The 22,141-nt window shown below is 70.7% G+C and carries 28 protein-coding genes; 14 read left to right on the forward strand and 14 right to left on the reverse strand.

The features are described from left to right. The first annotated feature begins 10 nt into the window (after window positions 1-10). Together JMV16_RS00160 and JMV16_RS00165 are read left to right on the forward strand one after the other, a co-directional pair. On the forward strand, window positions 11-235 hold the full coding sequence (locus JMV16_RS00160; RefSeq protein WP_201492134.1) for a nitrogen fixation protein FixH: 225 nt from the start codon (window positions 11-13) through the stop codon (window positions 233-235). Between the two features lie 28 nt (window positions 236-263). Then, on the forward strand, window positions 264-518 hold the full coding sequence (locus JMV16_RS00165; RefSeq protein WP_201492135.1) for a hypothetical protein: 255 nt from the start codon (window positions 264-266) through the stop codon (window positions 516-518). Window positions 519-540: 22 nt separating this feature from the next. Here the strand turns inward: JMV16_RS00165 and fnr are convergent, their stop codons facing one another. Then, window positions 541-1,278: a fumarate/nitrate reduction transcriptional regulator Fnr gene (fnr, locus tag JMV16_RS00170; RefSeq protein WP_201492136.1), complete on the reverse strand. Its 738-nt coding sequence runs from the start codon at window positions 1,276-1,278 to the stop codon at window positions 541-543. A 158-nt stretch (window positions 1,279-1,436) separates the two neighbouring features. Here fnr and hemN point away from each other — a divergent pair, with 158 nt between their 5' ends. Then, window positions 1,437-2,846, forward strand: a complete 1,410-nt coding sequence (gene hemN, locus JMV16_RS00175) for an oxygen-independent coproporphyrinogen III oxidase (protein ID WP_201492137.1) — start codon at window positions 1,437-1,439, stop codon at window positions 2,844-2,846. A 2-nt stretch (window positions 2,847-2,848) separates the two neighbouring features. Further along, window positions 2,849-3,544, forward strand: coding sequence for a sulfite exporter TauE/SafE family protein (locus JMV16_RS00180; RefSeq protein ID WP_201492138.1), 696 nt, complete (start codon window positions 2,849-2,851; stop codon window positions 3,542-3,544). A gap of 94 nt (window positions 3,545-3,638) precedes the next feature. On the opposite strand, the gene JMV16_RS00185 is transcribed toward JMV16_RS00180, so the two are convergent. Continuing rightward, window positions 3,639-3,821, reverse strand: coding sequence for a hypothetical protein (locus JMV16_RS00185; protein WP_201492139.1), 183 nt, complete (start codon window positions 3,819-3,821; stop codon window positions 3,639-3,641). 165 nt (window positions 3,822-3,986) lie between these two features. On the opposite strand from JMV16_RS00185, the gene icd reads away from it, so the two are divergent. After that, entirely contained in the window at window positions 3,987-5,240 is a 1,254-nt protein-coding gene (gene icd / locus JMV16_RS00190; protein WP_201492140.1) for an NADP-dependent isocitrate dehydrogenase, read from the forward strand. 58 nt (window positions 5,241-5,298) lie between these two features. On the opposite strand, the gene JMV16_RS00195 is transcribed toward icd, so the two are convergent. From JMV16_RS00195 to JMV16_RS00210, 5 genes are all read right to left on the reverse strand, one after another. Beyond that, window positions 5,299-5,511: a hypothetical protein gene (locus tag JMV16_RS00195; RefSeq protein ID WP_201492141.1), complete on the reverse strand. Its 213-nt coding sequence runs from the start codon at window positions 5,509-5,511 to the stop codon at window positions 5,299-5,301. Window positions 5,512-5,594: 83 nt separating this feature from the next. Further along, a complete protein-coding gene (locus tag JMV16_RS24400) occupies window positions 5,595-5,726 on the reverse strand; it encodes a hypothetical protein (protein WP_255511399.1) in 132 nt (43 codons plus the stop codon). A gap of 20 nt (window positions 5,727-5,746) precedes the next feature. Continuing rightward, entirely contained in the window at window positions 5,747-6,973 is a 1,227-nt protein-coding gene (locus JMV16_RS00200) for an OmpA family protein (protein WP_201492142.1), read from the reverse strand. A 62-nt stretch (window positions 6,974-7,035) separates the two neighbouring features. After that, window positions 7,036-8,910 (reverse strand): Ig-like domain-containing protein, encoded by a 1,875-nt coding sequence (locus JMV16_RS00205; protein WP_201492143.1) that lies wholly within the window; start codon window positions 8,908-8,910, stop codon window positions 7,036-7,038. 128 nt (window positions 8,911-9,038) lie between these two features. After that, window positions 9,039-9,914, reverse strand: coding sequence for an ice-binding family protein (locus JMV16_RS00210; protein ID WP_201492144.1), 876 nt, complete (start codon window positions 9,912-9,914; stop codon window positions 9,039-9,041). A 251-nt stretch (window positions 9,915-10,165) separates the two neighbouring features. Here JMV16_RS00210 and JMV16_RS00215 point away from each other — a divergent pair, with 251 nt between their 5' ends. Both JMV16_RS00215 and JMV16_RS00220 read left to right on the forward strand, forming a co-directional pair. Further along, entirely contained in the window at window positions 10,166-11,119 is a 954-nt protein-coding gene (locus tag JMV16_RS00215) for a hypothetical protein (RefSeq protein ID WP_201492145.1), read from the forward strand. Further along, window positions 11,107-11,958, forward strand: coding sequence for a hypothetical protein (locus JMV16_RS00220; protein ID WP_201492146.1), 852 nt, complete (start codon window positions 11,107-11,109; stop codon window positions 11,956-11,958). The genes JMV16_RS00215 and JMV16_RS00220 overlap by 13 nt, the downstream gene beginning before the upstream one ends. Window positions 11,959-11,983: 25 nt before the next feature. Here JMV16_RS00220 and JMV16_RS00225 read toward each other — a convergent pair whose 3' ends face one another. The 3 genes from JMV16_RS00225 to JMV16_RS00235 are packed head-to-tail and all read right to left on the reverse strand — an operon-like array spanning window position 11,984 to window position 15,299. Beyond that, window positions 11,984-12,718 (reverse strand): Crp/Fnr family transcriptional regulator, encoded by a 735-nt coding sequence (locus JMV16_RS00225; protein ID WP_201492147.1) that lies wholly within the window; start codon window positions 12,716-12,718, stop codon window positions 11,984-11,986. A 12-nt stretch (window positions 12,719-12,730) separates the two neighbouring features. Further along, on the reverse strand, window positions 12,731-13,576 hold the full coding sequence (locus JMV16_RS00230) for a response regulator (protein WP_201492148.1): 846 nt from the start codon (window positions 13,574-13,576) through the stop codon (window positions 12,731-12,733). Next, the gene (locus tag JMV16_RS00235; protein ID WP_201492149.1) at window positions 13,563-15,299 is read right to left on the reverse strand and encodes an ATP-binding protein; all 1,737 of its coding nucleotides are present in this window, start codon (window positions 15,297-15,299) and stop codon (window positions 13,563-13,565) included. Before JMV16_RS00235 ends, JMV16_RS00230 begins: the two co-directional genes overlap by 14 nt. Before the next feature lie 249 nt (window positions 15,300-15,548). Between JMV16_RS00235 and JMV16_RS00240 the strand changes: the two genes are divergently transcribed. Then, on the forward strand, window positions 15,549-15,953 hold the full coding sequence (locus tag JMV16_RS00240; protein WP_201492150.1) for a response regulator transcription factor: 405 nt from the start codon (window positions 15,549-15,551) through the stop codon (window positions 15,951-15,953). Here JMV16_RS00240 and JMV16_RS00245 read toward each other — a convergent pair. Beyond that, the gene (locus tag JMV16_RS00245; RefSeq protein ID WP_201492151.1) at window positions 15,943-16,575 is read right to left on the reverse strand and encodes a response regulator transcription factor; all 633 of its coding nucleotides are present in this window, start codon (window positions 16,573-16,575) and stop codon (window positions 15,943-15,945) included. The two genes, JMV16_RS00240 and JMV16_RS00245, sit on opposite strands and share 11 nt — an antisense overlap. Before the next feature lie 41 nt (window positions 16,576-16,616). Between JMV16_RS00245 and JMV16_RS00250 the strand changes: the two genes are divergently transcribed. From JMV16_RS00250 to JMV16_RS00265, 4 genes are all read left to right on the forward strand, one after another. Continuing rightward, on the forward strand, window positions 16,617-17,345 hold the full coding sequence (locus JMV16_RS00250) for a sensor histidine kinase (protein WP_236580333.1): 729 nt from the start codon (window positions 16,617-16,619) through the stop codon (window positions 17,343-17,345). 107 nt (window positions 17,346-17,452) lie between these two features. Then, window positions 17,453-17,722, forward strand: coding sequence for a hypothetical protein (locus JMV16_RS00255; RefSeq protein WP_201492153.1), 270 nt, complete (start codon window positions 17,453-17,455; stop codon window positions 17,720-17,722). Between the two features lie 24 nt (window positions 17,723-17,746). Further along, entirely contained in the window at window positions 17,747-18,130 is a 384-nt protein-coding gene (locus tag JMV16_RS00260; protein WP_201492154.1) for a hypothetical protein, read from the forward strand. Continuing rightward, window positions 18,127-18,537 carry a hypothetical protein gene (locus tag JMV16_RS00265; protein ID WP_201492155.1) on the forward strand — a complete coding sequence of 137 codons (411 nt, stop codon included), beginning with the start codon at window positions 18,127-18,129 and terminating at the stop codon, window positions 18,535-18,537. The genes JMV16_RS00260 and JMV16_RS00265 overlap by 4 nt, the downstream gene beginning before the upstream one ends. 5 nt (window positions 18,538-18,542) lie before the next feature. Here JMV16_RS00265 and JMV16_RS00270 read toward each other — a convergent pair whose 3' ends face one another. Continuing rightward, complete coding sequence (locus JMV16_RS00270; RefSeq protein ID WP_201492156.1) at window positions 18,543-19,388, reverse strand: GGDEF domain-containing protein; 846 nt, start codon at window positions 19,386-19,388, stop codon at window positions 18,543-18,545. 317 nt (window positions 19,389-19,705) lie between these two features. On the opposite strand from JMV16_RS00270, the gene JMV16_RS00275 reads away from it, so the two are divergent. After that, the gene (locus JMV16_RS00275; protein WP_201492157.1) at window positions 19,706-19,981 is read left to right on the forward strand and encodes a hypothetical protein; all 276 of its coding nucleotides are present in this window, start codon (window positions 19,706-19,708) and stop codon (window positions 19,979-19,981) included. On the opposite strand, the gene JMV16_RS00280 is transcribed toward JMV16_RS00275, so the two are convergent. Continuing rightward, window positions 19,978-20,688 carry a Crp/Fnr family transcriptional regulator gene (locus tag JMV16_RS00280; RefSeq protein WP_201492158.1) on the reverse strand — a complete coding sequence of 237 codons (711 nt, stop codon included), beginning with the start codon at window positions 20,686-20,688 and terminating at the stop codon, window positions 19,978-19,980. The genes JMV16_RS00275 and JMV16_RS00280 overlap by 4 nt on opposite strands. 169 nt (window positions 20,689-20,857) lie before the next feature. Further along, entirely contained in the window at window positions 20,858-21,577 is a 720-nt protein-coding gene (locus tag JMV16_RS00285) for a Crp/Fnr family transcriptional regulator (RefSeq protein WP_201492159.1), read from the reverse strand. A gap of 330 nt (window positions 21,578-21,907) precedes the next feature. Here JMV16_RS00285 and JMV16_RS00290 point away from each other — a divergent pair, with 330 nt between their 5' ends. Then, a complete protein-coding gene (locus tag JMV16_RS00290) occupies window positions 21,908-22,141 on the forward strand; it encodes a hypothetical protein (RefSeq protein ID WP_201492160.1) in 234 nt (77 codons plus the stop codon).

Below are 22,141 nucleotides of genomic sequence, written 5' to 3' on the forward strand. Positions count from 1 at the left end.
GAGCATTGCAATGAGCGACCCGCGCACGTCCGAACAGAAGCCGACCGCCTGGTGGCGCCTGCCCATCGTCTGGCTGGTCATCGGCGGCCCGGCCCTGGTGGTGGTGGCCAGCTTCGTCACGCTGGGCCTGGCCATACGCCATCCCGACCCGGTGCTGGTCGCACCCTCGGTGGCCAATGGTGCCGACGCGCCGGCGATGCAGGCGCGCAACCACGCCGCGACGCCGTCGCGCTGAGGGCGGGGGCCACGCGATGCGAGCTTCGATGCGCCGTATGGCCAGCATCGCCTGGCCGGCCTTCATGGGTGCCGCCGTGCTCGAGATCGTCGTCTTCTCGTTCGTCGATCCCGGCACGCTGCACCTGATCACGGGCCAGGCGCTGGATCTGTCGGACACCGCCGTCTACTCGCTCGCCTTCTTCGTCTTCTGGGCGGCGATGGCGATGAGTTGCTGGCTTTCGGCCGCGTTGGCGCGCAGCGCCGAAGAGGTCAATACCGAATCGAAGCTCTGGCGGCGCTAGGCCACCGGCACGCGCAAACGGCCTAGCTGCCGCTGCCGTTGACCAGCGCCTGCAGCGCGGCCACGTCGAGCACGCGGATCTGGCGCTGCTTCACTTCGAGCAGCCCGTCTTCCTGGAACTTGGAAAACGCCCGGCTCACGGTCTCGAGCTTGAGACCGAGGTAGCTGCCGATTTCTTCGCGCGTCATGCGCAGCACCAGCGAACTGGCCGAGAAGCCACGCTTGCGCAGCCGCTGCGTCAGGTTCAGCAGGAAGGCGGCCAGTCGCTCCTCGGCGCGCATGCTGCCCAGCAGCAGCATCACACCATGGTCGCGCACGATCTCGCGGCTCATGATCTTGTGGAAATGGCGCTGCAGGTCGGACAGCTCGCGCGACAGGTCTTCCAGCAGGTTGAAGGGGATGACGCAGACCTGCGAGTCCTCGAGCGCGATGGCGTCGCAGGTGTGGCGCTCGGTGCCTATGCCGTCCAGGCCCAGCAACTCGCCCGCCATCTGGAAGCCGGTGACCTGGTCGCGCCCGTCTTCCGAAGTGACATTGGTCTTGAAGAAGCCGGTGCGTACCGCGTAAAGAGAGGTGAAGGGTGAACCGGTGCGAAACAGCGCGTCGCCACGGGCGAGCGAGCGCCGTGTCGAGACCAACTCGTCCAGGCGCAGCATCTGGTCGTTGGACATGCCCACGGGCAGGCACAACTCGCGCAGATTGCAGCTGGAACAGGCAACTTTGAAGGGCTCGAGGCGGATGGGCGACTGGGACGCCTGCATGGATTTCCTCGGGTGGCGAAGACCGCAAGTATCGCCCATGCGGATGAGCCGTTCTTAATCTTGCGAAGCGCGGGGCCATGGCCCTGGCCGACACCCGGCATAGACTTCGCTTGAGAATTGTCAAGCGGCCCGACGCCGCATTTGTCAGAGTCGCCGCCATGAACAATCCCACCCTCGTCCGCACGCCACCGCTCACCGAGGAGCAGCTGCGCAAGCTGGACGTGCAAGGCCCGCGCTACACCTCCTACCCCACGGCTGACCGCTTCGTCGAGGCCTTCGGCCCCAATGAGTACCGCTGTGCGCTGCGCCAGCGCGCCGAGGGCGCCATCGCGGGCGGTGCGCTGCCGCTGTCGCTGTACATCCACATCCCGTTCTGCGAGTCGCTCTGCTACTACTGCGCCTGCAACAAGATCATCACCAAGCACAAGAGCCGTGGCGCCGGCTACCTCGAACTGCTGGCCAAGGAAGTCGATCTGCACACGGCCCAGCTCGGGCGCGGCCAGCCGGTGTCGCAGCTGCACCTGGGTGGTGGCTCGCCCACCTTCCTGTCCGACGACGAACTCGGCCAGCTGATGGAGATGCTGCGCAAGAGTTTCAAGCTGATACCGCAGGCCGAGGTTTCCATCGAGGTCGACCCGCGCACCGCCTCGCGCGAGCGCATGCGCAACCTGGCCGCCATGGGCTTCAACCGCATCAGCTTCGGCGTGCAGGATTTCGACGCTGACGTGCAGGCCGCGGTACACCGCATCCAGCCCTACCAGAGCGTGGCCGACCTGGTGGGCGAGGCGAGGGCGCTGAAGTTCGAGTCGATCAACGTCGACCTCATCTACGGCCTGCCCAAGCAGACCCCGACCTCGTTCGCGCGCACCATCGCCCAGGTGTCGGAACTGCGCCCCAGCCGCATCGCGCTCTATGCCTATGCCCACCTGCCGACGCGCTTCAAGCCGCAGCGCCGCATCGACGGCGCCGCGCTGCCCACGGCCGAGCAGCGCGTGCAGATGCTGGGCGACGCGCTTGCAGGCTTTGCCGACAACGGCTACGACTACATCGGCATGGACCACTTCGCGCTGCCCGACGACGCGCTCTCGGTGGCCAAGCGCCAGGGTCGGCTGCACCGCAATTTCCAGGGCTACACCACCCAGCCCGACTGCGACCTCATCGCGCTGGGCGTCTCGTCCATCGGCCGCGTCGGCGCCACCTACAGCCAGAACGCCAAGACGCTGGCCGAGTACGAGGATGCGCTGCAGCACGATGAGTTCCCCATCGTGCGCGGCCTGGCGCTCACGCGCGACGACATCGTGCGCCGCGCCATCATCATGTCGCTGATGTGCCAGGGCCGGCTCGAGTTCGAGTCCATCGAACTGGCCTACCTGGTCGACATGAAGCGCGATTTCGCCACCGAGCTCGAGCGCCTCAAGCCGCTGGCCGAGATGGGCCTGGTCGGCATCGGCGAGCGCGAGATCCAGGTCACGGCCACCGGCTGGTACTTCGTGCGCGGCGTGGCCATGGTCTTCGACAAGCACCTGCAGGCCGACAAGGTCCGCGAACGCTTCTCCCGCATCATCTAGGGGTGGACGCCGCCCTCATCGCCAGTGCTGGCCTGCTCGGGCTGGCCGGCACGCCGCATTGCGCGGCCATGTGTGCCGCGCCCTGCGCCGCCGTGGTGGGGCGCGGGCCGCGGTCGGCGCTGTGGGCCTTCCATCTGGCGCGCATTGCCAGCTATGCGCTTGGCGGCGCGGTGGCAGCGGCCAGCGTGGGTGCGCTGGCCTGGCTCTCGGGCCTGAGCCCGGCGCTGAGGCCGCTCTGGGCCCTGCTGCATGCGGCGGCACTGGCGCTGGGACTGTGGCTGCTCTTCACCGGCCGGCAGCCGGCCTGGCTGGGCCGCATCGGCCGCGCACCGGCCTCGGCCGATGCCAACGGCTGGCAGCCGTTGAACGGCCCGCGTCGCGGCCCCATGAAGGCCGCTGCAGGCGGCGGGCTCTGGGTGCTCTGGCCCTGCGGCCTGCTGCAATCGGCCCTGCTGGTGGCCTCGATGGCCAACCACGCGGCCGCGGGTGCCGCAGCGATGGCTGTGTTTGCCGTGGCCTCATCGGCCGGTTTGCTGGCTGCGCCCTGGGCCTGGCAGCGCATGCTGGCCGGGGGGGGTGCCGCGGCACGCGAGAAACTGGCCGTGCGGGCCGCCGGTGCGCTGCTGCTGGCCGGATCGGGCTGGGCGCTGGGCCGCGGGCTGTGGCATCAGGTGGCCGCCTACTGCGCCACGCTCTGAACGGTCAGGCGAGCCGGGCCGTACAAACGAGAACGCCCGGCGAGCCGGGCGTGTCGATCCGGGTGCCGTGCGCGGCACCCGCGGCACAAGAAGATTACTTCTTGGCTTCTTCTTTCTTCTCGGCCTTCTTCTCGGCCTTTTCAGCCTTGTCGGCCTTCTTGGCGCCAGACGCGGCAGCGGCGGCGGGCTTGGCTTCGGCGGCGGGCTTGGCGTCGGCAGCGAAGGCGCCAGTGGTGGCGAAGGCGGCGACGATCAGGGCGGCCAGGAGCTTGTTCATCTCGGAATACCTTTCGAAAGTTTCTGAATTGCCCCCCCATCGTTGGCGGGGAAGCACCGCTTCAACGTGGTCGCCGAGGGCCTGGTTGACAAGGCCCGTGAACTAGAATGGCCGCCATCTAAACACGAGCCGCGGCCCTGATGCCCGGCCACGCGGAGACCGCGCATGTACAAGCACATCTTGGTGCCCACCCAGGGCGAGAAGATCACCGTCAACGCCGACTACTCGCTCAATGTGCCCGACCAGCCGGTCATCCCCTACATCGAGGGCGACGGCACCGGCTTCGACATCACGCCGGTGATGCTCAAGGTGGTCGATGCCGCGGTGGCCAAGAGCTACGGCGGCAAGCGCAAGATCCACTGGATGGAGGTCTACGCCGGCGAAAAGTCGACCCGGATCTACGGCCCCGACGTCTGGCTGCCCGAGGAAACGCTGCACGCGGTGCGCGACTACGTGGTCTCGATCAAGGGCCCGCTGACGACGCCGGTGGGCGGCGGCATACGCTCGCTCAATGTGGCGCTGCGCCAGGAACTCGACCTCTACGTCTGCCTGCGCCCCATCCAGTACTTCAAGGGCGTGCCCAGCCCGGTGAAGGAGCCCGAGAAGACCAATATGGTGATCTTCCGCGAGAACTCGGAAGACATCTACGCCGGCATCGAGTTCGAGGCCGAAAGCGAGAAGGCCAAGAAGCTCATCAAGTTCCTGCAGGACGAGATGGGCGTGCGCAAGATTCGGTTCCCCAATACCTCGGGCATCGGCGTCAAGCCGGTCAGCCGCGAAGGCACGGAACGCCTGGTGCGCAAGGCCATCCAGTACGCCATCGACAACGACAAGCCCAGCGTGACCATCGTCCACAAGGGCAACATCATGAAGTTCACCGAAGGGGGCTTCCGCGACTGGGCCTATGCCCTGGCGCAGAAGGAATTCGGTGCCCTGCCCATCGACGGTGGCCCCTGGTGCAAGCTGAAGAATCCGAGGACGGGCAAGGACATCGTCATCAAGGACAGCATCGCCGATGCCTTCCTGCAGCAGATCCTGCTGCGCCCGGCCGAGTACTCGGTGATCGCCACGCTCAACCTCAACGGCGACTATGTCTCCGACGCGCTGGCGGCCCAGGTGGGCGGCATCGGCATCGCCCCGGGCGCCAACCTGAGCGACAGCGTCGCCATGTTCGAGGCCACCCACGGCACGGCGCCCAAGTACGCCGGCAAGGACTATGTCAACCCGGGCTCGGAGATCCTCTCGGCCGAGATGATGCTGCGCCACATGGGTTGGACCGAAGCGGCCGATCTGATCATTGCCGCCATGGAGCGCTCCATCGCCAGCAAGAAGGTCACCTACGATTTCGCGCGCCTGATGGAAGGCGCTACCCAGGTCTCTTGCTCGGGCTTCGGGCAGGTGATGATCGACCACATGTGAGGCTGTCCCGGGGCGTCTCCGGACGTCCCATGCCGTCCTGCACAAGACCCCAGATCGATCATTCGACTGGGGTTTTCTGTTTCATGGCATCCCGAATCGTTCGTTGACTTCCCGCTATGGCGGGGCCATCTTCGGGACCGTCATGGGGCCCTGGCTGCGGCCAGGTGACAGCAATGCGCCACGTCAACGGCATACCGGGGCCGAAAAGCAGGGCCGCGATGACGATGAACATGGGGCCGGCCTGCAGGCGCTGGCCGCGCGACTCGTCCATCGCGGGTTTCCCTCGTCTTCACCGCAAGCGCTCGGCGGTGGCCGGGACTTGCATCCCGGCCACGCCTGGCGCGACCGCCGCGCCTATTTTCTGTGGGGCGTCTTGGCCAGCGGCGCAATGGCCGGCAGGCTCAGGCCGGTGACGGGCGGCTTGGCCGCAGGCGCTTCGCGCTTGGGCTTCTTGGCTTCCTTGTTGCCGTGATTCTTCTTGACCATCTGCTTGTGCTCCGTCGGGCTCAGCGCGTGCCCGCTTGGGTGCCCGCGACTTCGACCTCGACGCGGCGGTCGGCCTGCAGGCAGGCGATCAACTTGGCGTTGGCCTTGTTGCCCTTGCATTCGTCGGGCTTGGACACCGGCTCGGCCTCGCCCTTGGCGGCGACCGTGATCTTGCTGGCTTCGAGCCCGCCCGTGCCCACCAGATAGGCCTTGACGGTGTCGGCACGCCGGCCCGACAGCGCCTCGTTGTAGGCCGTGCTACCCAGCCGGTCGGTGTGGCCCTCGACCGTGATGACGTCGTAGCGCGTGCCCTTCATCTCGCTGACGAACACGTCGAGCGCCGCGCGGCCCTCGGGGCGGATCTCCGAGTGGTCGAAGCCGAACAGCGAATCGGCCGAGAAACTGACGCGGCGGCGGGGCGGCGGCACCACCACCGGCGGTGCCGGCGGCGGCGCGGCCACGATCATGGGCGGCGGCGGCGGCACTTCGCGCGGCGCCATCACCACCGGCGGCGGCGGTGCGGGCGCCGGTGCCGGCGGCGGCACATAGGCCGGCGCCATGCTCGTGCGCTGCGGTGCCGCTTCCGGCGCGCGGCCGAAGGGGATCACCAGGCCCACCGAGATCAGGTTGACGTCGCCCTTGTTGCCCACGGCGTCGTTGACGCGGTAGCGCTCGATCTCGCCGCGCACCAGGAAGTTGCGCGTCACCTCGTACTGCAGGCCGAGGCCGAACTTGGGTTGGGTGCTGCGCTTGCTCGGGTTGGGGTCGAGCACGGTGACGGCCCCGGTGCCGCTGAAGCGGTCGGTGGCCTTGGCGGTCTGCACGCCGACACGGCCTATGGCCGAGAGATAGGTGGTCAGCGGCAGCGTGCCCACGAGGTCGAGGTTGAAGCCCTTGAGGCTGATCTCGCCGGCCAGCGTGCCGGCCGGCGTCGTGGTGGACTCGAAGCCGAACTTGCCGAGCTTGAAGTAGCCGGCCTCGAGCCCGAACCAGCGATTGAACTGGTAGCCGCCGAAGAGCTTGAAGCCGGTGTCGCGCTCGTCGCGCGACATCGAGGTGGTGGTGAGACCGCTGCCGAGCAGGCTGGCCGTGATGCGCGCCTCGTCGATGCGGGCCCGCGACTGGCCGACCGAGAGGCCGCCATAGGCATAGCCTTCGTCCTGCGCCAGTGCCGGCGCGGCGCCGCCACCCAGCAGCAGGCCGAGTGCGGCCAGGCCGAAGCGGCTCAGGGCATGGGTGTTGTTCATCGCATTCTTCCTGGGGGATGGGGGGCGGCGGGCCGTCAGGCCCTGGAGGTGGAGGGGCGCGCTCACGGTGCGGTCACCGTGGTGTTGACCAGCGTCACCGAGGCGGTGAGGCCGATGGCGCGCCCGACCAGGGTGGTCTGGGCGGTCTGGCCGGCGGTCGAGATGGTCACGCCGGCCGGGGCGATGATGGTGCCCACCATGGCGCTGCCGTCCTCGATGCGGGCCGCACTGCCAACCTGCCAGAACACATTGCGGGCCTGGGCACCGTTGACCAGCAGCACACGGCGCGGCGTGGCGAGCAGGCCCACGGTCAGCGCCGAGGCGCTCTGGAACACGAAGACGGCATTGCTGTCGCCCTGCGCATCCAGCGTCAGGTCACCCGCGGTCACGGCAAAGGTGCCGCCGGCCGAGGTGTAGGTGCCGGCGGTCAGCACCAGTCCGCCCAGCTGGCCGGCGCCGGGGTCGCCACCGGGGGGCAGCGCGGCGAGTTCGTTGTAGGCCGTCTGCGCATCGGCGCGCGCCTGGGTGGCGATGGCCAGCGTGGTGGTGGTGCCCGGGGCCGGCGGCGCGCAGTAGATGCTGCCGTTGACGGCGCCGATGTTCAGCGGGCTCTGGGTGTAGACGTTGGCCGCGTCGTGCAGGCCGGTGATCAGCGTGCAGGCCGCGGTGCTGCCCAGGTTGCCGCCGACCACGGTGTTGATGCCCTGGTTGGTGACGCCGGCGGCGCCGCCAAAGGCGCCGAAGGCTGCTGCACTGCGCAGATTGACGCCCGCCGCGCAGGCCGAGGTGCCGGTGGTGAAGGTCCAGCTGCGGTCGGCGGCCAGCGCATTGCCGGCCAGATCGGTGACGCCGGTGGCGCCCGACTTGATGGTGGCGACCATGGGCTTGCTGGCCGCGAAGCCGGCGGCTGCCGTGGGCACGAAGCTGGCCAGGCGGCCGGCGGCGTCGTAGCTGACGTTGCCCGGCACGGCGACGCCGTTGTCGGTGACGGTGAAGCTGCTTGTCGTGATCGTGGCGGCATCCATCGCCTCGCTGAAGCCGGCGGTGACGCTGCGCGTGAGGCAGATGCCGGTGCTGGCGTCGATCGGGCTGATGGTGGCCACGGTGGGCGCCAGCGCATCGGCGGTGGCGCCGGTGGTAAAGGTCCAGACATGGTTGCCGGCGCCGGGGGCGACGGCGGCATTGCCGGCCAGCGCGTTGCCGGCGCTGTCGGTGGCGGCCGTGGTGACGGTGGCCGTGAACAGGCTGTTGGCGGCCAGCGCCGCGGTGGGCGTGAAGGTGGCGGTGCGGGCGGCCGGGGCATAGCTCACGGTGCCGGGCACGGCCGCGGCCAGGGTGGAATTGGTCAGCGTGAAGCTGGTGCCCGTGAGCGTGGCCGCGTTCATGGCTTCACTGAAGGTGGCCGTGACCTTGCCGTTGGTGGCGACGCCGACCGCGGCCGTGGCCGGGGTGTTGAGCGTGACCGCGGGGCGCGTGGTGTCGGCCAGCGGCGCAGTCTGGAAGCTCCACACCTTGCTGGCGGCCAGGGCCATGCCGCTGCTGTCCTGCACCGCGGTGCTGATGGTGGCGGTACACAGCGTGTTGGGCGGCAGCGCCACGGTGGGGGTCAGCGTCGCCACCTGGGTGGCGGCGGCATAGGCCACGCTGGCGGCGGTGGGCGTGCCGGCCGGGCAGGCCAGGCTGAAGCTGGTGGCCGTGAGGCTGGCCGCAGCCATGGGCTTGCTGAAGCTGGCGGTGACGGTGCTGCCCGCGGCCACGCCGGTGACCACGGGGCTGCTGGCCACGGGGGTGGTGGCGGTCACGCTGGGGGCGACACCGAAGGCGGGCGTGCCCAGCACCGGGTCGAGCTTGCTGCCGCCGCAGGCGGCGAGCAGCGCCGAGAGCAGCACGGCTGCAAGGGCCGCCCGGGGGTTGGAATTACGGTCTGGCGCGTTCATGTTGTCTCCTGGCGGGGTTGCCGCGGTGTCGGTGTCTGGGGTGAAGGCTGGCGGCAACTGCCCGACAGTGAGGGGGTGTTTGTAGGTGGACTACCAGCGCCGGTCTGTGCGCTGGCGAACCCATCGATTCAGCGGCGCGGGCGCACCGTCCGGCGGCCCAGGGGCAGCGCAAGCAGGCCGGCCAGCATCAGCGCCAGCGTGCCGGGCTCGGGCACGGGAAACGGTGTCGTCGGCGTGCCGCCGCCGGTGTCGCCGCTGCCGGTGCCGGCCACGCCGCCACCCAGGCCGTTGCTGTCGTCGAGCAGACCCACGCAGTCGCCCGACAGGCTGTTGTGGTCCAGCGTGACGGCGCCATTGCGGGCCAGCGCGCGGCCGCACACATCGGTGGCGCCGGTGTTCATGCTGATGCTGGTGAGTGCCAGGATGTTGCCCAGGAAGGCGGTGTTGGTGTCCAGCGTGGCCGAACTGCGCACGTTCCAGAACACGGCGGCGCCCGAGCCGGTGTTGATGACGTTGACGGCCGAATTCGGCGAGGTGATCAGCGTGCTGTCCATCTGGAACACCCAGAAGGCGTCGAGGTCGCCGCCGCCGTCCAGCGTGAGCGCGCCCGACAGGTTGGTGATGCCTGCCGGCACGCGGTAGACACCGGGCAGCAGGATGCCCGACAGGGTCAGGTCCGATTGCAGCAGCGAGCCGGCGCCCAGCGCATCCAGGTCGCTGACGGCGGTGATCAGCTGCGCCTGGGCCAGCGCGGCAAAGGGGTCGGTGGCGTGTACGGTGCCGGTGAGGCTGATGGTGCCGCCGCCGGTGATCGCGGTGCCGGGCGAGACGCCGAGGTTGCCGACGATGGTGGTGGCGCCGGTGTTGGTGACGGTCTGCGCGCCCAGCACCGTGAAGCTGGCCAGGTTGGAGCCCAGCACGATGGGGGCGCCCGCGGCCGGCGCGGCGGTCAGCGTGGCGCTGGCGGCCAGCGCCAGGAGGGAGAGTCGCTTCTTGAACTGCATGGCTTGCCTCGGTATTGGGTTCGTGGTCGGGCGGGTGAAACGCCGCGCCCGGCAGCCGCTGTCTTGGCGGCGCCGGGCGCTGTCGCATCTCGGGCACCAATCTGCGGCAAGCCGGCGACGCGGTCTGTGTGCCAGCGCACAAAGCCGGCCACTCGGGATGTGTGCCGCCGAACAGACCCGCCGGCACGGCGCCGTCAACCATGGGCCTGGCCCCGCATCCGCCGGGTCGCAGCTCCGAAAAGGCCATCCCCATGTCAATCAACCGGCTCGCGCTGTTGTCCCTTCTCGCGTGTACCGCCGCGGCCGGCCCGGCCCATGCCGATGCCCGCATCGAGGTCGTGTTCGATGACCCAGGGTCAAGCTGGACGGCGTACTACGCTGACATCCAGCGCATCACCGTCGCCGCCGGCAACGCCTGGGTCGACAGCTTTCAGAGCACCGCCAGTGGCGCGGCCCTGACGGTGAAGATAGGCTTCGACAACATCGCCACCGCCAACGGCCGCAGCGCCACGTCGGCCTGGACCGGCCACAGCAGCGGCGGCATTGCGCTCTACCAGCAGGGCGCTGCGCACGAGCTGTTGACGGGCCTGGACCCCAACGGCGCCGCCGCGGACATCGAGGTCAATCTGGGCATTGCCGGTTATCTGCAGGGCGAGCTGTGGTTCGATCCGGCACCGGCGCTGCGCCTGGCCGACGTGCCGCTGGACCGCACCGATGCGATGTCGGTGCTGCTGCACGAGTTCGGCCACGCGCTGGGCTTCAACGGCTGGCGCAACGGCGTCACCGGCGCGCTGCCCGGCGCCTACCAGTCGACCTTCGACGCGCTGGTGTACCCGGCGCCTTCAGGCCCGGGGCTGGTCTTCAACGGCAGCCGGGCCCTGGGCCTGTATGGCCAGGCGCTGCCGCTGACCTGGGGCAACTACGGCCACCTGGGCAATGCGCAAGAGAGTGACGATCTGCTGCCCGATCTGATGAACGGCGTGGCGTTCTACCGCGGCACGCGCTACGCGATCTCGACGCTGGACCTGGCCATCCTGTCCGACCTGGGGCTGCCCATGTTGGCCGCGGCGCAGCCGCTGCTGCTGAGCGCCGTGCCCGAGCCCGCCGCCGCGGCGCTGTGGCTGGGCGGCCTGGCTTTGCTGGCGCTGCGGCGCCGGCGCCCTGGCCCGACAGCCTTGAAGGGAGCTTCGACATGCGCGCGCTGATCCTGAGCCTGGCCCTGGCGGCGGGCCTCATGGTGCCGGCCACGGCCCAGCAACTGAGCTTGTCCTTCGCGATACCCGGGGTCAGCATTGGCATCAACGTGCCGCGCTACCCCGAGCTGGTGCGGGTGCCCGGCTATCCGGTCTACTACGCGCCGCAGCTGCGTTCCAACTACTTCTTCTACGACGGCCTCTACTGGGTCTTCCAGGGCGACAACTGGTATGCCAGCAACTGGTACGACGGCCCCTGGGGCAGCGTGGGGCCGGCGCAGGTGCCGGCCTATGTGCTGCGCCTGCCGGTGCGTTATTACCGCAGCCCGCCCCAATACTTCCGCGGCTGGCGACGCGACGCGCCGCCGCGCTGGGGCGAGCATTGGGGGCCGGGCTGGCAGCAGCAGCGCCAGGGCTGGGACCGCTGGGACCGCCGCGCGATGCCGGCACCGGCACCGCGCCCCGTCTACCAGCGCCCCTATTCCGGCAGCCGCTATCCGCCGGCCGAGCAGCAACGCTTTCTGCAGGAGCGCAACTACCGCCACCAGCCGCGCGACGAGTTCGTGCGCCAGCCGCAGACCTTGCCACCGCAGCGGGTGCAGGATCAGCGGCTGCCGGAGCAACGGGCGCCGGATCAGCGTGTTCCCCGCCAGGCGCCGCAGCCTCAGCCGCGGCAGCCACCACAGCCCCCGCACCAGGATCGCGGCGACGCGCACCGTGTACCCGAAGCAGACCGCAACTCCGGCCGCGGCCCGCCCAATCACCAGGAGCTTCGCCAGGAGCGCGGCAAGGACGACGCCCGGCGCGATGAGCGCCGCGACGACCGCCGCGATGACCGCGGCAACCGCTGAGCCCGCGGCCTGCTCCGGGACGCCGCTAGACCGTGTCCTGGCGGTAGCGCTCGTCGCACAGCAGCCGCGCCAGTTCCTTCTTGACCACGCCATAGCACTCGCAGGCGCGCGTCTGCAGGCCTTGCGGGTCGAGCACGGTGATGTGGCCGCGGCGGTAGCGGATATAGCCCAGCTGCTGCAGGTGGCCGGCGGCCTCGGTCACGCTCTCGCGGCGCACGCCCAGCATGCTGGCCACCAGTTCCTGCGTCATCACCAGCTCGCGCTTGGGGCCGCGGTCTTGCGTCAGCAACAGCCAGCGGCTGAGCTGCTGCTGCACCGCGTGGTGGCGGTTGCAGGCCGCGGTCTGCGACATCTGGGTCAGCAGGGCCTGGGTATAGCGCAGCAGCAGGGCCTGCATCAGGCCGGCACGCGCAAAGGCCAGCTGCAGGCGCTGGCGTTCCAGCCGCCAGGCGTGGCCGGCGGTCTGCACCACGGCCGAACTGGGCATGGAGCCGCCGCCCATGATGAGGGCGATGCCCACCATGCCCTCGTTGCCCACGCCGGCCGATTCGGCCGCCGCGCCGCTTTCGGTGACGTAGTACAGCGACACCACGGCGCTGGTGGGAAAGTAGGCGTGCTGCAGCTGCTGGCCGGGCTCGTAGATCATGGCGCCCAGCGGCAGCGACACCAGTTCCAGCTGCGGTGCCAGCAGCTCGAACTCGGCCTGGGGCAGCGCGGCCAGCAGGTGGTTCTGGTTCGGGCTGTGACGGGTGAAGGGCATCGCAGTGCGGGCCTAGGGCCGGTGCGAAGGCCGCGGCGTGGTCTCGACGCCGATGCCGCGGTAGCCGATGAAACGACAGGCCTGGGTGAACATGGGCTCGCCGCTGACGCGGTAGCTCTGGGTCGAGCCGTCGGCATTGACGCGGCTGAAGGGAAAGTCCAGGAAGGGCCGGCGCGCGGCGATGGCGGCGCGCAGGGCGCTGCGTTCCTCCTCGTTCCAGCCCGCCGAGTCTTCCGCCGGCAGCGGCTCGGCGGCCCCGGGCAGGGCGTCGACGCGCAGGCCCAGCATCTCCAGCACCGGGCCTGAGACGCGGGTGAAGGCGCCGCTCTCGTCTTGCTCCCAGTACCAGTCGGAGGCCAGCTCGGTGAGGCTGCGGTAGCGCGCCTCGCTCTCGCGCAGCTCGGCCGTGCGTTCGCGCACCAGCAGCTCGAGCTGCTGGTTGTGGGCCTCGAGCCGGCGGTACAGCAGCCTCACCTCGAGCATGTTGCGGATGCGCGTCTTCACCTCCACCAGGTCGAAGGGCTTGCTGATGAAATCCTTGGCACCGCATTGCAGCGCGCGCAGCTTGTGGCCGGGCTGGGCCGTCAGCACGATCACCGGCAGATAGGCGTCGCCGGCACCGGCCCGCAGTGCTGCCATCACCTGGAAGCCGTCCATGCGCGGCAGCTGCAGGTCGAGCAGGATGAGGTCGTAGTCGTCGCGGCGGTGCAGGGCGCAGACCTGCAGCGGGTCGGTGGTCGAACTCACCGCGGTGTAGCCGGCCTCGGCCAGCAGCCGCTCGAGCAGGTGTACGTTGGCCGCCTGGTCGTCGACGACCAGGATGCGGGCGGCCAGGATGTCCGATTCAGGCAGCGTCATGGGCTTGTCTCTGTTGTTGTTGTGAAAGCGGGGAGGTGGCCTGGGCGTGTTCGAAGGCCAGGTCCAGCGTGGCCATGAACTCGTCCACCTTGATGGGCTTGGTGAGGTAGCGGAAGAAGCCGGCCTGAAGGCCCTTCTCGATGTCGCGCGGCATCGCGTTGGCGCTCAGCGCGATGACCGGGATGTGGGCCGTGGCCGGGTCCTGGGCCAGGATGCGCAGCGCGGTCAGGCCGCCGATGCCGGGCAGGTTGATGTCCATCAGGATCAGGTCAGGCACGAGGGCGCGCGCCATCTCCACGCCACTGCGGCCGTCGCGGGCGCTGATGAGCTGGATGTCGGGCCGGCGGGCGATCAGCCGCTCCACCAGCAGCAGGTTGGCCGGGTTGTCCTCCACGCACAGCAGCGTACGCTGGACCATGCCGGGCGGCGGCGTCGTCGGGGTGTCCGGCAGCGGCCGCGGGGCTTCGGCCGGCAACTGCAGCGCGGCGCTGGCGGCCAGCTCGATCCAGAAGATGCTGCCCACGCCCACCGTGCTCTCGACGCCGATCACGCCGCCCATCAGCTCGACCAGGCGTTTGCTCACCACCAGGCCTATGCCCGTGCCTTCCTGGGCGCCGCCTTCCTGGCCCAGGCGGTTGAAGGGCTGGAACAGCTGCGCCAGCTTGTCGGGGCTCAGGCCCTCGCCGGTGTCCTGCAGGCTGATGCGGATGCGGCCTTCGGCCGGCACGCTGCAGCGCAGGTCCACGCGGCCGCCGACGCGGTTGTACTTGATGGCGTTGGACAGCAGGTTCACCAGCACCTGTTTGACGCGCGTGCGGTCGGCGCGCACCAGCCAGGGGCCGTCCAGCAGCGGGAAGACGAGGCGGATGCCGCTGGTCTGCGCCTGCGGCTCGATCATGGCCTGGCAGTCGGCCAGCACCTCGGCCAGCGACACCGGCTCGGGTGACAGCGAGAGCTTGCCCGATTCGATCAGCGCCAGATCCAGGATCTCGTTGATCAGCGCCAGCAGGTACCAGCCGGCCTGCAGGATCTGCTCGATGCTGTCGCGCTGGCCGAGGGTGGGCGGCGGCGTGCCGCTTTCCATCAGCTGGGCAAAGCCGAGGATGGCGTTGAGCGGCGAGCGCAGCTCGTGGCTCATGGACGAGAGGAAGTCCGACTTCGCCTCGTTGGCCTGCTCGGCCGCCACCTTGGCCCGCTTGAGCTCGAGGTGGCTGTCCTTCAGCACGTCGTCCAGGCGCTTGCGCTCGGCCTCGACCTGCAGCCGCGCGGTGTTGTCGGTGCCGATCAGCAGGTAGCCGATGATGGCGTCGGCCGCGTCCTGCAGCGCCGTCACCGACACCACCGCGGGCTGGCGGCTGCCGTCCTTGCGCAGATAGGTCAGCTCGTAGACGTCCTCGATGCCGCGCCGCGCCTTGAACACCAGGGCCTCGAAGCCGGGCGCGATGGGGGTGGCGAGTTCGGCGCTCAGCGCCTGCGCGCGCAGCAGCAGCTCCAGCGGGTCGGAGATGTCGGCCGGTGTGACGCGGTTGATCACCTCGGCGGCGGCATAGCCCAGCATGCGCTCGGCGCCGACATTGAAGATCTGGATCACGCCGCGCTCGTCGGTGGCGATGCTGGAGAAGTTGGCGCTGTTCAGGATGGCGGTCTGCAGCGCGCCGGCCTTGAACAGCGTCTGTTGGCGCCGGTCCTCGGCGTCGGTGCCGGGCGCAGCCTTGTCTCGCATGGGGTTCCTTGGTTCGGCGGTTCACGCGTGGGGGGCGGCATGGGCGGTGCCGCCATGCGCAGGGTTGCGGAGATTGACGGCCGCCGCGGCCGCCGTCTGTGCGGCGCCGCACAGACGGCACCGTTCGCGGCGTAGGACAGCGCCGACAGGCGATGCCGCGAGCCGCCGATGGCGCTGCGGCGGAGCGGCGCCGATACTGCCGCCAGGCCCGCGGTCCGCGCCGGCCGCCACGGCCTGTTCTGCCCCTCCATGCCAGCGCTCGCGACCTATATCGTCGAAGACAGTCCGGTGATCCGCGAAAGCCTGATCGCCACGCTGGAAGAACTGGCGCCGGTGCGCGTGGTCGGCTGGGCCGCCGACGAGGCCGCCGCGCTGCTGTGGCTGGGCCAGCCGGGAGACGCCGGCCAGCCGGCGGCGCTGGTCATCGTCGACCTCTTTCTGCAGGGCGGCTCGGGCCTGGGCGTGCTGCGCGCTGCTGCCCGCCTGCCGCGCCCGGCCCACCTGGTGGTGCTGAGCAACTACGCCACGCCCGACATGCGCCGGCGCTGCCTGGAACTGGGTGCCGAGCGCGTGTTCGACAAGTCGGGCGCCATCGACGACCTGCTGGCTTATTGCAGCGAGCTGGCGGCCACCCAGGCCGCCGCTATTGGATGAGCCCGTTCTTCAGCGCGTAATAGGTGAGGTCGCTGTTGGAGCCCAGCAGCAGCTTGCCCATCACGCGGCTGCGGTAGGTGCTGACGGTCTTGACGCTGAGCGACAGGCTGGTGGCCAGCTGGCCTATGGTCTCGCCGCCGGCCAGGCGCAGAAACACCTGCAGCTCGCGCTCGGACAGCTGCTCGTGCAGCGGCTTGTCGTCGCCGCGGCCCAGGCCCTCGGCCAGGCGCTCGGCCATTGCGGCGGTGATGAACTTGCGCCCGCGCGCCACCGTGCGCACCGCCTTCACCAGCTCGTCGGGGTCGCAGTCCTTGTTGAGGTAGCCGCTGGCGCCCAGGCGCAGCAGCGTGGCCGCGTAATGGGCCTCGGCATGGCCGCTGAGCATCAGCACCGGCAGCGCGGGCGAGCGTGCGCGGATGGCGGCCAGCACGTCGACGCCGCTCTGGCCCGGCATCGTGATGTCGAGCAGCACCACGTCGACCTCGCCGCGGCGCACGATGTCCATCGCGGCGCGGCCGTCGGCGGCCTCGGCCACCACGGCCAGGTCGGGCTGTTCGGCCAGGAACTGGCGCAGCCCGGCGCGCAGCATGGCGTGGTCGTCGACGATGGCGATGCGGATCATGGTTCAGCGCATGATCCCACCTTTGGAGGCCGGCCTTGAAGATGAATGCCAGAAGGGGCCGCTTCGCGCAGGCCGTGCGCCTGGACAGGCAGCGCCTGGAGGCCGAGGTGGCGCTGCGCACCGCTCAGCTCACCGAGCTGACCCACCACCTGCAGACCGCCCGCGAGGACGAGCGCGCCCGCCTGGCGCGCGACCTGCACGACGAGCTGGGTGCGCTGCTCACCTCGGCCAAGCTCGACGCGGCGCGCATGCGCGCTCGCCTGGCCGGTGCCGCGCCCGAGGCGCTGGAGCGCCTGGCCCACCTGACGCAGACGCTGGACCAGGTGATCGCGCTCAAGCGCCGCATCACCGAAGACCTGCACCCGTCATCGCTGGACCACCTGGGCCTGGTGGTGACGCTGGAGATCCTGGCGCGCGAGTTTGCCGAGCGTTCGGGCGTGGCCGTGCACCTGGCGCTGGCCGCCGTGCCGCTGGCCGCGGCGGCCGAGCTGGTGGCCTACCGCCTGGTGCAGGAGGCGGTGACCAACATCAGCAAGTACGCGCAGGCGCGGCAGCTGTGGATCACGCTGGGCCAGCATGGCGGCCGCGTCGAGCTGACGGTGCGCGACGACGGCGTCGGCTTCGACGCCCGCCTGCCGCTGCGCTCGCGCTACGGCCTGGTGGGCATGCGCTTTCGCGTCGAGGCCGAAGGCGGCAGCCTGGCCGTGCGGTCGGCGCCGGGCCAGGGCACGCGCATCGTGATGCGGCTGCCGCCAGCTCCTGCGGCCTGATGTCCTACGCCGGCGCGGCGGGCGGGCCGATGGCGGCCGCACTTGCCAGGGCCGACAGTGTGGGCTGACCCGCCGCCGGCGGGCTGCAGTCCACCGAAAGCCCCCCCATGTCCATCGAAACCAGCAACCAACTGATAGACCGCGCCGCCATCGCCACCGACCAGGCCGCGGCCCAGGCCATAGGTGCGGCCCAGCGCGGCGTCGCCGCCGTGCGCGACGGCTCGCACCGGGCGCTGGACCGCGCCGTCCAGGCCTCCGACAGCACCGTGGGCTACATCCGCGACGAGCCGGTCAAGGCCATGCTCATCGCCGCCGCCACCGGTGCCGCGCTGATGGCCTTGCTGGGGCTGTTCACGCGCTCGCGCGACCGCGGCTGAACCGGCGTTGCCGCGCTGTACACCGTGCTGCACCCGGTGCTCCACCTGCTGGCCACGCGGCCGGCCTGGCTGGCCGAACACGCCGAGGCCTATGCCGACCTGGGCGCGGCCGAGCTGGCCGACGCCAGCGCCCAATGCACACGCGTGCTGCTGCTGGGCGCGTTGAGCCTGTGTGCGCTGGGCGTGGCCGCCACCCTGGCCGGCGTGGCGCTGATGTTGTGGGCGCTGGCGCCGGCCATGGCCGAGCGCGCCGCCTGGCTGCTGCTGGCCACGCCGGCGCTGCCGCTGGCCCTGGCGCTGGCCGGCCTGGTGGCCCAGCGGCGCGCGCAACGCGGCCCGCTCTTCCTGCTGCTGCGCCAGCAGCTGCAGGCCGACCTGATGCTGCTGCGTGAAGCGGGCGCGCCATGAACCGCAAGCTGGCCGCCGTGGCCCGCCTGACCGCGTCACGCAGCCACCTGCGCGCGGCCCTGGTCGGGGGGGCGGGCGTGGGCGGCGTGCAGGCCCTGCTCGGCGCCCTGGTGCGCGACCATCCCCTGGGGGCGGCCGCGTTGGCGCTGCTGCTGGGCGGCCTGGCGGCGCGGCTGCGCCCCTGGCGCTGGCTGCTCGAGCCCGAACTGTGGAAGGCGCTGCTGCCGCAGCTGATGGCCGCGCTGGCCCAGGCGCCGCTGGGCAGCTGGGCCGAAGTGATGGCGGCGCTGCTGCGCCGGGCCGGACCGGCTGAACCCGGGGCCGAAGTGGCGGGTGGAGCGGCGGGTGAAGCTGCATCTGACAGCGCGCAGGTGCAGGCGCAGGCGCCAAGCCCGGCGCCGCCCTGATGGGCTCAGCTGTCGGCGCGCCGGTCGAAGAAGGCAAAGCCCAGCTGGCGGCGCTTGGCGCGGTACATCGCCAGGTCGGCGCGCTTGAGCAGGGTGGCCGCGTTGTCGCCGTCGCCGGGGCAGACCGCAATGCCGATGCTGGGGCGCACGCTGAGGTTGACGTCGCCCAGCTGCAGCGGCGCCGCGACGGCGTTGAACAGCTTGGCCGCGATCTGGCTGATCTGCTCGCGGCCCGCGGGCTCGGCCACGATGCAGGCGAACTCGTCGCCGCCCACCCGGCACACCAGATCCTGCTGGCGCACCGAGCGGCTCATGCGCTGGGCCACCACGCGCAGCAACTCGTCGCCGGCATCGTGGCCGTGGCGGTCGTTGATGGGCTTGAAGCCGTCCAGGTCGAGGTAGAGCACCGCCAGCGCGGGCGCCGCGTGGTCGTCGCGATGCAGGGCATGGTCGAGCCGCTCGCGAAAGCCGCTGCGGTTGGGCAGCGAGGTCAGGCTGTCGTGCCCGGCCAGGTGCCGGGCCTGCTGTTCGCCCAGGCGGGCGGCCAGCAGCTCGGCGCGGGTTGTGGTCAGGGCGCGGTCGGCACGGCGCAACTCGCCTTCGATGTCGCGGCCGCGCTGGCTGGCGCGCAGCGCCTGCAGCCCGTCCAGCGCCTGCAGGCATTCGGACAGCGCCGCATGGTGTGCGGCCGACGGCGCGGCGGCCAGGTTGTCATGGAAGCGGGCCAGCACGGCGGCGAACAGCAGATCCCAGTCGGCCGCGGCCTCGTGCAGCAGGATGTCGGCGGCGCGGCGACCGGCGGGATGGGTCGCATCGTCGCGCTCGGCGGGCGTGGGGTCAGGGCGGGTCATGGCAGGCTCCGGGGCGGCTGCGGCCGCCGTCTGCCCCACGGCAGGCGCGGCTGCGTCCTGACTTCTAGCGGCCAAGCTGACCGGCGTCTGTGCGTGAACGAACATAGGCGCCGGTCGGTGCAGGGACATGAAGTCGGTGGACGCTTGCATCGTGCTTTCCTGCGCCCATCGAGGCCAGAGCGCCATGCCTGCAGCTTAGGTGCGCCCGGTTCGTGCATCGGTCTGCCAACGCACGCAGTGGCCACTTTCCCGTGCCGCCGCGGCGCCGTGCGGCAACGCACAGATTGCGCCGCGCCGGCGGCGCATCCTGCGTCACCATGAATGCACCCGCCACCACCCACAAGCCCCTGGTCTGCCCGCTGTGCCAGGCCGCTGTCCAGCGCGTGCCCAGGCGCCCGGCCGACCGCCTGCTGAGCCTGTTCCACCCGGTGTGGCGCTTCCGCTGCGCGGCACCCGCCTGCGGCTGGGAAGACAGGGTGAGGCGCGATGCCGAGGGCAGCACCCGCGGCCGGCTGGGCAGCTACTACTCGGACCGCCCGGTGCTGGAAGCCTCGCGCGGCGCCAGCGCTGCGGCGCGGTTGAAAGGCGCCTAGGCCGCGGCCGGCGGCTCGCCGATCTGCTGCGCATAGACCCGGCGGTCGGCGTCGTAGCAGCTGCAGGCCGAGGCCTCGAGGCCAGGCCGGTCCAGCACCGACAGCTCGCCGCGGTGGTAGGTGATCAGCCCCTGGCGCTGCAGTTCGCCGGCCGCCACCGTCACCCCCACGCGGCGCACACCCAGCATGTAGGCCAGGAATTCGTGCGTGACGTGGAAGCTGTCCTGGCGGGCGCGGTCCTGGGTCATCAGCAGCCAGCGCGCCAGGCGCGGGCCTATCAGGTGGAAGCGCAGGCAGCCGGCCGAACTGACCAGCTGCGCCATCAGCACATAGAGGTAGCGGTCGAGCTGGCGCTTGAGCGCCGGGCTGCGTGCCAGCTCACGCCGGAACGGTGCCACGCCGATGCGCCAGGCCTGGCCCTCGCCCTGCACCAGCGCGCGCATCGGCGAGGTCGCCACGCCCACCGCCAGCGGCGCCCCCACCATGCCTTCGCGGCCCACCATACCCACTTCCAGGCCTGGATGTTCGTCGACCCGGGCCACCAGCGAGATGAAGCCTTCGGTGGGAAAGAAGACATGGCGCACCGGCGCGCCGGCCTCGCACAGCACCTCGCTCAGCACCAGGGGGACGGATTCGCACAGGGCGAGCAGGCGCTCGCGGTCGCGGCGGGGCAGCAATTCGATCAGGCAGTTCTGGGGGGGGCTCAACAGGGTCTCCGATGCACAGGCCCGCCCGGGCGCGGCGCCGGGCGCCGGCCTCGGGGCCGTGCCGAAACCAGGCGCCTGCGGGCCCTGGTGCGAGCCTGCACCAGAGAGCGCGCGCCATCTGTGCGCCAGCACACACAGCCGCTGCCGCCCGGGCCTGCGGCGCTGGCCTTCAGCTGGCCAGGCGCGGCGGCAGCAGGCGGTCGTATTCGCGCTTGACGACCGCGTAGCACTCGCAGGTGCGCGCTTCCAGCCCCGGGCGGTCGAGCACGGAGATATGGCCGCGCACATAGCGGATCAGGCCTTCCTTCTGCAGCCGCAGCGCGCCCTCGGTCACGCCTTCTCGGCGCACGCCCAGCATGTTGGCGATCAGCTCCTGCGTCATCACGAGTTCGCTGCCCTGCAGCCGGTCCAGGCTCAGCAACAGCCAGCGGCACAGCTGCTGGTCCAGCGAATGGTGGCGGTTGCACACCGCGGTCTGCGCCATCTGCGTGATCAGGGCCTGGGTGTAGCGCAGCAGCAGGTGCATCACCGGGCCGGGGTGGTCGAACTCGTCCTTCACCGAGCGTGCGCGGATGCGCCAGCCCTCGCCGGCACTCTGCACCACGGCGCGGCTGGGCGTGGATTCGCCGCCCATGAAGAGCGAGATGCCGACCAGGCCCTCGTTGCCGACCACCGCGATCTCGGCCGAGGCGCCGTCTTGCATCACATAGAGCAGCGAGACGATGGCCGTGGTGGGGAAGTAGACGTGGCTGAGCACACGGCCGGATTCGTACATCACCTGGCCCAGCGGCATCTCCACCCTTTCGAGCAGGGGCAGCCAGCGCTCCCATTCGGCGTCGGGCAGGGCGGCAAGCAGGTGGTTCTGGCGCGGGTCGGAAGGAGGGGCCATGGACTGGGTTGAAGTGAGGAGGACGAGCCACGGCTCATGGATGAAGGCCCGCACTCTAGCCCTCGCGGAAGGGGGGTGTATGTACGGCAGCGCACATTGAAAGCCGGGCGGTCGCGCCCGGCGTCGCCTGCGCAGGTCTGGGGCAGCTTGGCGCCGCGTTCGGCAGCGCACCGACAGGCCAGCGGCAGCGCCGTAGAAGGGGGTCTGGCCGGCCCCGGCCACGCTCTGCCGCCGGGCCGGCGCCTACTTCCGGATGGCCCATGACCCCGATTCGATGCCGCAAGCCCTGCCGCATGCCCTGCCGCAAGACCGTCCGCCCCGGGCGCCGCCATGTCTGAGACCCCGCTCTGGACCACCTCGTCCTATGGCAAGACCGCCGAGACCACGCCGATGGAGCTGGACGAACTCAGCCGGCACCAGCGCCAATGCACGGCCGCCAGCGCGCGCCTGGTGGCGGTGCAGTGCGGGGCGCTGCGCCTGCACGGCCTGGTCTCGGGCCGGCTGGTGACGACCGGGGTGCTGCTGGCGGCCCTGGCCGGCGCCGGCCTGCTGCTGGTGCTCTAG

The organism is Rubrivivax sp. A210 (genome assembly GCF_904426505.1).
In the GTDB taxonomy this organism is placed as follows: domain Bacteria; phylum Pseudomonadota; class Gammaproteobacteria; order Burkholderiales; family Burkholderiaceae_C; genus Rubrivivax.